Origin of the sequence: Rhizobium sp. ZK1, from assembly GCF_047782645.1 — a bacterium.
In the GTDB taxonomy this organism is placed as follows: Bacteria; Pseudomonadota; Alphaproteobacteria; order Rhizobiales; family Rhizobiaceae; genus Rhizobium.
The window spans coordinates 131,932-141,103 of sequence record NZ_CP180588.1 but is presented as its reverse complement, the minus strand read 5'-3'; the positions used below and the strand labels follow the sequence as shown (position 1 = coordinate 141,103).

Genomic DNA, 9,172 nt, shown 5'->3' with positions numbered 1-9,172 from the left:
TGAGTTTCGCAACATGGACTTTCATGGGATGTGTGCGCGACGAGCATCCCACGGCTTTCGTCTGTTGATGGAGGAGGAAGCTTATCTCGCGGTCGCAATCAGCAAAGAAAAGGTGGGCTGTTCGTCGCGCTCACTGTGGGATCGTAGTGTGACCAATTCGTCGTGCAGTTCATGGTTGCTGACGGCAAGGGCCACAGGGATTGCTCGGATCCCCACGGACCGCTGACGTCCTCTGGAGGGCACCGCTCGATCACGTCGAGAAGGACCGGACCGTTGAAGCGCGCAACATTGCAAAGGCCTTTTTCGATCTTGACGGCATGCGCGGCTGGGCGCGGCTGTAGATACGGTCGCGCCTTGCAAGACTAGGGCGTAAACTCATAAAATTGCTTGGTGTTTACCGGCTGTCGTGATTCAAGGCTTCCGAAAGAGGGAGCCTCTATGACGCGTCGCCGCTACGAACTCACCGACCACGAATGGTCGATCCTGTCGCCACTGTTGCCCAACAAGGCCGGCGGCGTTCCCCGCGTCGATGATCGGCGGGTGCTAAATGGCATTCTCTGGCCGTTCCGGACGGGCTCGCCCTGGGCGGAAATCCCAGAGCGCTACGGTCCGTCGACCACCTGCTACAACCGCTTCGTCCGCTGGCGGAAAGCCGGGGTCTGGGATCGGCTTTTTGAGGCGGTTTCGGAGGCTTACGATGGCGACATCGTCATGATCGACTCGACCTGTGTCCGCGTTCACCAGCATGCGGCCACGGGAAAAAGGGGGATGGAGACAATGGCGGCATGGGACGTTCCCGCGGCGGACTTACGAGCAAAATCCATGCGCTCGTCGACGCAGACGGCCGCCCCGTCACCCTCCGCCTGACCGGCGGGCAGATCGCTGACTGCACCGAGGCCGACGCGTTGACGGACGAGCTCGGCGAGGGAGACATCCTACTGGCCGATAACGGGTATGACAGCAATGTCATTCGGGCCAAGGCGGCCGAGCGAAAGGCCTGGGCCAACATTCCGCCGAAGTCAAACCGCAAGGGCTCCTTCGTATTCTCGCGCTGGGTCTATCGGCAGCGCAACCTCGTTGAGCGGTTCTTCAACAGGATCAAACAGTTCCGAGGCATTGCAACCCGATACGACAAGCGCCCCGAAAACTACCTCGCTGCCGTAAAGCTCGTCGCCACGAGAATCTGGTGCCAAAGTTTATGAGTCGATGGCCTAGGATCGGCCCATCGCGCGCCGTATCGCGGCGAAATCATGCGGCCGACATTGGCCGGCCAAGGCGGTGGTCACACCTATACCACGCCTGCGGCAAAGAGTGCTTTGGCGACAGACTCGAAACATTGCGCAGGAACGGCGTCGCCCAGCTTCGTTGTGCTGATGAGCTGATGCGCAAGCACATGATCATCGACAACATAGACGCGTAGCGCCCGCGCTTCATTCAACAATTCTGAAGCAGCCTCGCCCGCGGCGCGGCAAACCAAGACGGGCACGCCGCTCTCGCCGCGAACGTAACGCATACCAACGAGTATGCCCTTCCCCCTCACCACCAACGTGGCCCGGTGCACGCCAAGGGGAGGGTCGTGCGCGGACTCCTCGCGTAGGCGACGTCGTTCACTCTTCAGCTCCGGCGTGCCTTCCTGTTCCTTGAGCTGGCGCGCCACTTCGCTCTTTGTCATGCGCATTTCTCGCAGAAACAAAGCACGCTGCAACAGCAGATCGATAAGTCCGCCGATCAAAAGTGCAGCGGCGCCAATCGCGCTCAGCAGCTTCACCTGCGTAAAAACGAGACCGATACAGCCGATGCCGCAGATAGGCAAATAGACCATCGTTTTCCACGTTCCGAGAAGGAAGAGGAGAAAGCTCGCGCTCAGGACCATCACTTTAAACTGCGTCTTGCCGGCTTCCACAGCAGAACGTGCAGAGGCCACGCGCTTAAGCCCTTCAAACGGGTTAATTTTCTCGAGGTTGGGCTTGATCGGCTCCAGTGAGAAGACAAATCCACCATTGGCTATCAGCCCGGCCAAAATCACCGCGGCGACGAGAGTTCCAAGCAGTGGTCCAACCGTCTCGAATGTGAGTTCGATCAGGAGGACCAGTGCCTGCCGGACCGCTAGATTGAAGGGCAGATTCTGCAGATTGTCGACTACTAGTAGCGCTTCCTGGCATTTGTCTTGTACGACGCTCCCTCTCAGCCAAAGGTAGCCGAACCCAGCGCAAGTGGCGACCGCACGGACGAAATCGGAACTGTGCGCAATCTGCCCTTTTTTGCGCGCTTCGTTTAGCTTGTGCGGGGTGGCGGCGTGTGTCTTCTCTTCACTCGTGTCACTCATTTCAGCAGCTTGTCCATCCACTCAAGCGCGCCATTCGCTTGTGTGATCTCCAGGCTGATCCCCTCGATGAGATAGGCAGTGTAGGCAATCATAATAATCGGAAACCCGATATTCTTGATCATTGGTGACAGTTGGCTGGACTTGAACTGCGGCGCAAAGCGCCGCAATATCATCATTGATATGTCAACTAACAGAAGGAAGGACACTACGGGTCCAGAGACCAGCAAGGTCGTGAGCATTGTGTGATCCAGGAGCCTCAATAACTCCATAGCTGCCTGCGCGGTGAACGTGGGGTGAAATCGATACACAGGCCAGATCCGAAAGCTTCCATAGAGGGTACTGACCACACCTTCTAGGCCTTCCGACGCCACGAAGATCGTCAGTGCCGTGATCCCGAGAAAAATTCCCATAGCGGAAGCCTGACTGTTCGTTGTGGGGTCTGACGAAGCTGATGGGCTGCTAATGCCGCGTTGGTTGTCGATAAGCTCACCGGCGGCCTGAAGGCTCCATAACGGGATGCTAAGAAAAATGCCAAGTAGCAAGCCGACAAAGATCTCCTTAACTCCAAGTAGTGTTACTTGAATCAGACGTGTCTCAGGATCCAGCGTCTGCAACCAGTGACTGACGTGTGCAAAACACGGGAGCGTGAAGGCTACAGCCAGGCAGCTGCGGATGAGCCCGCCTATTTGAGCCCGTGTAAATACAGGAAGAATCATCATGAGGCCCATTGCGCGGGCCGCGCCTATGCCGGCTGCGAGGACGAGCTCAATAGCCCCATGGATCAGGGATTGAATTTCGGACGCAATCACGATCTAGGCTGGTAGCTTGGGGTCATTGTGGGAAACTCCGCAAAGATCTGGTCGGCCAACCTTACGAGCGGAGCGCTCAGAACAGGGGCAAACAGGCTGATCACCGCCACAACGATCAAAAGCTTCACGGTAAGTGGCAAGCTTTCATCCTGGATTTGCGTTGCCGCCTGGATGATCCCGACGACCAGGCCAACAATCACTGATGCAATGAGCGGTGGGAGAATCCAGATCATGAAAACCACCAACGACTGGTTCATAAAAGTAACAATGCTGGACTGAGTAATGATCAACCTCCAGGTGTGGCGTAACTCAAAATAAGTCCGTGCATTAATCTCGACCAACCATCAATAGCGACAAATAGAAAGAGCTTGAACGGGACAGATATGACTGTCGGAGATACCATTGACATGCCCATCGCCATCAAGATTGTCGTTACAATAAGATCGATCACGATGAAGGGAAGGTAGAGAAGAAAACCTATTTCGAACGCACGCTTGAGTTCTGATATTAGAAAAGACGGCACAAGAATGGCAAAATCATCCGGGGTGGTTCTGTCGCGCATCTCCCCTGGCCAAATTTTTTCCGTCGAAGATAGGAAAAAGCGGCTCTGCTCTTCGTTTGTGAACTTCTTAAGGTAATCGTGCAGCGGTTCACGCCCTTCTTTGGCGGCATTTACCCAGTCGTCGAACGTTTGGTAGCGGAACTTTGGATCGGCCACCCGTTCATAGGTCTGTTCGACTACAGGTGCGCTGATGAAAATTGTTAGGATGAGTGCCGCAGCGTAAAGCACGATGTTCGGTGGGATTGTCTGGGTCCCCAGCGCATTGCGGACCAGGAAGAGAACAACTGAGATTTTTATAAATGCCGTGGTTGTGACGAGCGCTAAAACAAGCAGGCCGATTCCGGCTGTAATCGCGAGAAGCGACAGAATCGCTGGTTGAATCTCAGTCATTGCATGCCAACCTGCCGCGCAGCCTAATGCCCAGTTCATCTCCGATCTGCACGATGTCGCCACGCCCGATACGCCGCCCGTTGGCCAATATGTCGACCGGACCATCGATCGGCCGACTAAGTTCGAAAACATGCCCTTCGCCCGCACTCCTCAATTCGCCTAGAGGCATAGCCCAGCGGCCGCATTCAAAGACAAGCACGATCTCGAGATCATCGAGATCGGCTTCCGAGGGATCCTGCTGTAATTCGGGTTGTGTCGTCATATGCACAGTCTCCAAGGGGGATGATAGTGGGCGGAAGGGCCCCCGCAGGATGAGGTCGTCGCCTTCAATATCTGCACAGGCCCATAGCTGGCCCGCGGATAGCGTTATCTTGCCGTGGCCGAACGGCGATATGTCTGGCAACAGAGCATCACCGACACATGCCTTGCGAAGAACCACTGCCGGAACGGAAAGCGTGCCGATTCTTCCTGCAACTGCAACCGGTAGCTCTGGGAAGTGCTCGCGCGGCTGTCGGGGCAATTGGCCAAGCAGTTCGCCTAAGGCGTGGAATGCAGGCGGGACCAAGCCATCAAGGGGAGAAAACAGGAATAGACGGCCCTTGCCATTGACTGAGCCGAAGGCGATATCAAGTTCCAGACAAGGAGCCTTTGTCAAAGCCTCACGCACCTTCAAGAGCTGCACATCCAGCTGCGTCTGATCCTCTAATCGAGCGACAAGCGGCTCAAGTGCAAGCTCGAGAATGAGTGAAGCAGTTGGGTCGGAAGGGAATGCAAGACCGCTCTGCACCGTCGCGATAAGCGCCTCAACAAGGCCTCGTGACAGCGATAAGACGATCGTTTCAGTTCCCAAGCGCCAAACACAGTCAAGCATCGGAATGGCAGAAGGTTTCTGCTGCCAAATAAGCCCTTGTATACGCACCGACAGCGGCTTCTCGCTAATCCAGCTCTGAAAGGGGCTGCGGAAAGCGGCAACATCATTGAGCCACGAGACGACCACGTGGGACAGTGTTAGCGCAGGTTCGAATATAGCAGGTCTGACCACTGTGGTTACCAAGGCGACTCAAGGCTGGGGTATAGCGTTTCCACAGAAGCTCCCATCATCGGGTCTGATCGCGCGACATCTGGGCGAGCAAAACTGCCATATCGAAGCGATATCTCATCGTCGCCCTCTATCTCGCCTGCCGCCTCGGACTGTATTTCGACGGCGCGCCTGACTTCGTCCTCGATTTGTTGCCATTTGTGGCTTGCGGCCGAACGTCTGACCCACACGGTTCTCATCTTAGATAACACTGCCTCGGCCTCTTTTTGAGCGATGTGCGCATCGTCGAGCATCTGACGTTTCGAAGAGACCTCAGCGGCAAGCCGCTCAATTTGAAGGTGGTGATGGTCGAGTGCTGCGCTAGACCATTTGTCAAGGGACATCAGCTCCTCGTAGAGCGCCGCTTCGGCCCGTGCAAAATGTTGCTGTGCGTTTGCAAGCTCCTGGGAGGCACTCTGCAAGGCTAAGGTGGCCATATCGTGTTGGGCTTGCTTCTCGGACAGCTCTCTAAAGGCACTACGCTCTTGCATATCCTTAAGAAGCCGCAACCTCGAAGTGTGAACACGAGTCACGCGGTCAGACGCGACATCCATGCGACCGTTTCCTCAAAATCCGACGCCTCGCCTTCGCTCTGACACAAAAATTCCCTCAGGTCGCCAATCGAAGCGACAGCTCGGTCAGTTAACGGATCGCCGCCCTGCTTGTACTCGCCGACTTTGATCAAAAACTCGGACTCGGCATAGCGCGAGAGGAGATCACGGAAAAAAGATGCTGCCTTGCGATGTGTCCCAGAAACGACCGCATCCATGACTCGGCTGCGACTCTGCAGCACATCAATAGCTGGGAAATGCGACCGCGCAGCGATAGCGCGTGAGAGGACGACATGGCCATCGAGAATGCCCCGCGATTCCTCCGCGATTGGATCGCCTGTGCCATCACCTTCGACAAGCACAGTATAAAAGGCCGTGATTGAGCCGTGCTCACCCATACCGGCACGTTCAAGGAGACCTGGCAGCATGGCAAACACGGAGGGAGGAAAGCCCCTCCGGGTCGGTGGCTCGCCCGCAGCAAGGCCAATTTCGCGCATGGCGCGGCAGAAGCGCGTCAGCGAGTCCAACATGAGGGCGACGCGTAGCCCTTGTTCGCGAAAGTACTCCGCGAGCGCGGTCGCCATAGGAGCACATTGCGCCCTCTCCACTGCCGAGCGGTCGGAGGTTTCAACCACAACGACCGTACGACGGAGGCCCGCCTCTCCAAGATGACGCTCGATGAACTCACGAACTTCACGTCCACGCTCGCCTATGAGCGCGACTACGAAAACGTCGGCGGCGGCACCTTTTACGATCTGCGACAATAACGTCGATTTGCCACAGCCAGGCTCGCCATAAATCCCTATTCGCTGGCCCTCGCCGCATGTGAGGAGACCATCCAGAACACGAACCCCGAGCGGGAATGGGAGCTCAACCATGCGCCTGTTCATTGGGTTGGGCGCCCTGCCGTGCAGCGGTCGAGTTTCGACGGTTTTGATTTCACCCTTGCCGTCAAGTGGGCGGCAACGGCTGTCAATCACACGGCCAAGCAAATCGGGCCCGACTGGCACTTCACGCATTCGTCCAGTGGACACGACTTCTGAGCGGCTGGACAGGCCTACCAGGTCACCGATCGGCGTGAGCAACACGCCATTGTCCGAAAAGCCGATCACCTCGGCTTCGAGCGACAGGCCGGTTCGCGTATCGTGCAGAAGACAAAGTTCCCCAATCCGAGTGTCTGGCAAGACGGCATGGACCAGTGTACCGATAGCCCGCGTGATCCGGCCGCGCACGACACGCGTGTCGATCTGCTTTGCTGTGGACCTCAAAGATGAGATCGCAGAAACGAGACTCCGCTTGCCGGCGAGATTTTTATGCTGTGATAGCGGCGTGATCACAGTTCTCCTTCTTCAGAATACGGCCTGAAGCCGAGGCGGAGCGCGCGCATCTGTGCATCAAGTCCAAGATCTACATTGCCGTACTCGCTCCACAGCACGCATTGTTGGGGCGATAAAGTCGGATCTGGATCGATCCGCACCCTCGGCCGACCTTCCCGCCCATCGCAACGCGCAAATTCGCGCGCGAGCATATCGACTTGCGTGGGACACACGTGGAGGCAAACTTCCGCGCCGGTATATTTGCGCTCAATCTCGTGGCGAACAGCTTTCAACAACAGCTCGCCCGGATCGAAAGCGCCCAGAAGATCGTTTAGTATCTCTATCACCAGCTGCGGCAATTCCTGCTCGAGGACCGCCTTTCGTCGCGCCACATCGGAGGCTGCCTGCGCAATTATGCTAGCCATTTCCTCGGCCCCTGCATTCAAGCCCTCGGCATGGCCGAGCGCCCGCTCACGCTCGTAGGCCTCGCGTGCCCAGCTCCGAACCCGCTGTTGATACCGTTGTGCTGCGTCACGCGCTTTTGCGGCGATATGCCAGATTTCAAGCTCACTCGCCGGGATCAGTGGCCCAACCGGGCGCATTTGCGGCGCGACGAGCTTGGCGGAATAATCTCCCGTCATTTCGTCGGGTTCTCCGTATCAAGATGGGCGAGGACAAGCGCAAACAATTGCCCGGAGGCTTTACTGTGTTCGGGCAAAGGATTCTCCGCAGCGGTCCCGACCGGCAATCGAAGAAGCACATGGCTACGCTCAAGCGCGGAACTGTCATTGAGCCAAGCTCCAAGACAGGCATGTCCATCGTGTTCGATTTGCTGCGCGAGCCTGTTCGGATCAGCGATCAAGCTGGTTGCGATCGCCTGCGCCAGATGCCGAATTCCGAACGCGTGGGCATCAGCGCCGATATGGTCAATAAGCGCAGTCAGGTGGGGCTTTGAGACAAGCTTCAACAGCGAACGGGCATGCCAGATACTGCCGGCAAGGATAGCAGTCTGACGCGGATCATGTCCGCGGAGCAGATCTGGCCCAAGGCCGGTTCCGTCCGAATGCAATTCATTATCAAACAGCAACTCCGCCAGTCTTGGCTGCAGCCTGGGACGCTTCTGCAACTGTTCCAACGTCGCAGCGGACAACGCCGGGTCAAGACGAGCGGCAAGACGAGTCGGGTGAGCCATAGCAGCAAGGTCGTTTAGCCACATGGAATTCAGTTGGAGGGACCGATGGAGTCCGGCAGCCTGTATCGGTATCGACATTGGGATTATTACCTATGCGCTGATCTCTTTGCGAATGGCCTCGACAGCGGAAGCCCCGGAGGAACCTTCGACCTTGGATAGTTGGCCCGATGATTGCTTGGGCCGACGCACTAGACCACCGACTAATTGATAGCACGCCGCTGCGAATGCAGCTGCGGCAACACCCATCACGATTGGCAGAAGTGGCGGTGGAAAAGAGCTGGATGTTTGGGCCGAAACAGTCGCCGGAGCGCGCCGGTAGTCAGGTCCGGACGGTTCCACTGGCACCAAAACCACCTCCACCTTTTCGTAGGACAGGCCCTCGATGCTGTCGGCGACCAACAACTTTATCTTCGGCAGGAGAACTGGGAGATTCGATTTGGCGTCGTGCCGTATAAAGACCGAGGACGAGGATGGCGTGCCATCCGAACCTAACAGATCGTTATTCGGCAGAACGACATGAACACGTACTGACAAGACGCCGTCGATGTCGCTGATAGTACGCGACAACTCTTCGCTTAGGGCATAGATGTAACGAGCACGCTCCTCGGTCGGCGAGGCGATCAGGCCTGATCCGCTGAAAATATCCCCGAGGTTTTTGAACGACTGGCGGGGTAGCCCCTTGGCATTCAAGAGGTTGATTGACAACGCAAGCAGCTTTTCGTCGACCTGGATCGCGCTGGTCCCATCCTTCGCGGCAACCCGGACCGCATCAACCCCGTTGTCGATTAGAAGCGAGAGCATCTCATTCGCCTCGCGCTCCTGCAGTTGCGTATACAGATCGGTCTTGCAACCACTCAAGGTGAAGAGAAGTGGCAGAACGACCAAACGAAGCGAACGAAGACCCGACAGGCGGCTATGCCGGATTTCGCCAAGTGCTGAGCCAATCAT

General features: G+C 56.9%; 11 protein-coding genes. 1 reads left to right on the top strand and 10 read right to left on the bottom strand.

Going from position 1 to position 9,172, the window contains the following annotated elements:
• Positions 1–438 precede the first annotated feature (438 nt).
• Positions 439–1,202 (top strand): IS5 family transposase gene (locus ACK9YZ_RS33800; protein WP_416068729.1). Its coding sequence is split into 2 segments (ribosomal slippage): positions 439–754 and positions 754–1,202, totalling 765 coding nucleotides; the frame shifts between segments, so codons are not numbered across the junction.
• A gap of 86 nt (positions 1,203–1,288) precedes the next feature.
• Here ACK9YZ_RS33800 and ACK9YZ_RS33795 read toward each other — a convergent pair.
• Genes ACK9YZ_RS33795 through sctJ form a run of 10 tightly spaced genes read right to left on the bottom strand, consistent with a single transcriptional unit; the run spans position 1,289 to position 9,172 of the window.
• A complete protein-coding gene (locus ACK9YZ_RS33795; RefSeq protein WP_416068728.1) occupies positions 1,289–2,326 on the bottom strand; it encodes an EscU/YscU/HrcU family type III secretion system export apparatus switch protein in 1,038 nt (345 codons plus the stop codon).
• Entirely contained in the window at positions 2,323–3,135 is an 813-nt protein-coding gene (gene sctT, locus ACK9YZ_RS33790; RefSeq protein WP_416068727.1) for a type III secretion system export apparatus subunit SctT, read from the bottom strand. The genes ACK9YZ_RS33795 and sctT overlap by 4 nt, the downstream gene beginning before the upstream one ends.
• Positions 3,132–3,392 carry an EscS/YscS/HrcS family type III secretion system export apparatus protein gene (locus ACK9YZ_RS33785; RefSeq protein WP_416068726.1) on the bottom strand — a complete coding sequence of 87 codons (261 nt, stop codon included), beginning with the start codon at positions 3,390–3,392 and terminating at the stop codon, positions 3,132–3,134. The genes sctT and ACK9YZ_RS33785 overlap by 4 nt, the downstream gene beginning before the upstream one ends.
• A gap of 29 nt (positions 3,393–3,421) precedes the next feature.
• Positions 3,422–4,087 (bottom strand): type III secretion system export apparatus subunit SctR, encoded by a 666-nt coding sequence (gene sctR, locus ACK9YZ_RS33780; protein ID WP_416068725.1) that lies wholly within the window; start codon positions 4,085–4,087, stop codon positions 3,422–3,424.
• Entirely contained in the window at positions 4,080–5,129 is a 1,050-nt protein-coding gene (gene sctQ, locus ACK9YZ_RS33775) for a type III secretion system cytoplasmic ring protein SctQ (protein ID WP_416068724.1), read from the bottom strand. Before sctQ ends, sctR begins: the two co-directional genes overlap by 8 nt.
• Before the next feature lie 5 nt (positions 5,130–5,134).
• Entirely contained in the window at positions 5,135–5,719 is a 585-nt protein-coding gene (locus ACK9YZ_RS33770; protein WP_416068723.1) for a hypothetical protein, read from the bottom strand.
• On the bottom strand, positions 5,695–7,053 hold the full coding sequence (gene sctN, locus ACK9YZ_RS33765; protein WP_416068722.1) for a type III secretion system ATPase SctN: 1,359 nt from the start codon (positions 7,051–7,053) through the stop codon (positions 5,695–5,697). Before sctN ends, ACK9YZ_RS33770 begins: the two co-directional genes overlap by 25 nt.
• Positions 7,050–7,673 (bottom strand): type III secretion system stator protein SctL, encoded by a 624-nt coding sequence (sctL, locus tag ACK9YZ_RS33760; RefSeq protein WP_416068721.1) that lies wholly within the window; start codon positions 7,671–7,673, stop codon positions 7,050–7,052. The genes sctN and sctL overlap by 4 nt, the downstream gene beginning before the upstream one ends.
• On the bottom strand, positions 7,670–8,302 hold the full coding sequence (locus ACK9YZ_RS33755) for a nodulation protein NolU (RefSeq protein WP_416068720.1): 633 nt from the start codon (positions 8,300–8,302) through the stop codon (positions 7,670–7,672). The genes sctL and ACK9YZ_RS33755 overlap by 4 nt, the downstream gene beginning before the upstream one ends.
• Positions 8,303–8,314: 12 nt before the next feature.
• Positions 8,315–9,172, bottom strand: coding sequence for a type III secretion system inner membrane ring lipoprotein SctJ (sctJ, locus tag ACK9YZ_RS33750; protein ID WP_416068719.1), 858 nt, complete (start codon positions 9,170–9,172; stop codon positions 8,315–8,317).

Excerpts from the sequence above, each read along its gene's own strand:
- sctJ (WP_416068719.1), bottom strand. The coding sequence starts at position 9,172 with ATGATTGGCTCAGCACTTGGCGAAATCCGGCATAGCCGCCTGTCGGGT.
- ACK9YZ_RS33795 (WP_416068728.1), bottom strand. The coding sequence starts at position 2,326 with ATGAGTGACACGAGTGAAGAGAAGACACACGCCGCCACCCCGCACAAG.
- ACK9YZ_RS33770 (WP_416068723.1), bottom strand. The coding sequence starts at position 5,719 with ATGGATGTCGCGTCTGACCGCGTGACTCGTGTTCACACTTCGAGGTTG.
- ACK9YZ_RS33755 (WP_416068720.1), bottom strand. The coding sequence starts at position 8,302 with ATGTCGATACCGATACAGGCTGCCGGACTCCATCGGTCCCTCCAACTG.
- sctL (WP_416068721.1), bottom strand. The coding sequence starts at position 7,673 with ATGACGGGAGATTATTCCGCCAAGCTCGTCGCGCCGCAAATGCGCCCG.
- ACK9YZ_RS33785 (WP_416068726.1), bottom strand. The coding sequence starts at position 3,392 with ATGAACCAGTCGTTGGTGGTTTTCATGATCTGGATTCTCCCACCGCTC.
- sctR (WP_416068725.1), bottom strand. The coding sequence starts at position 4,087 with ATGACTGAGATTCAACCAGCGATTCTGTCGCTTCTCGCGATTACAGCC.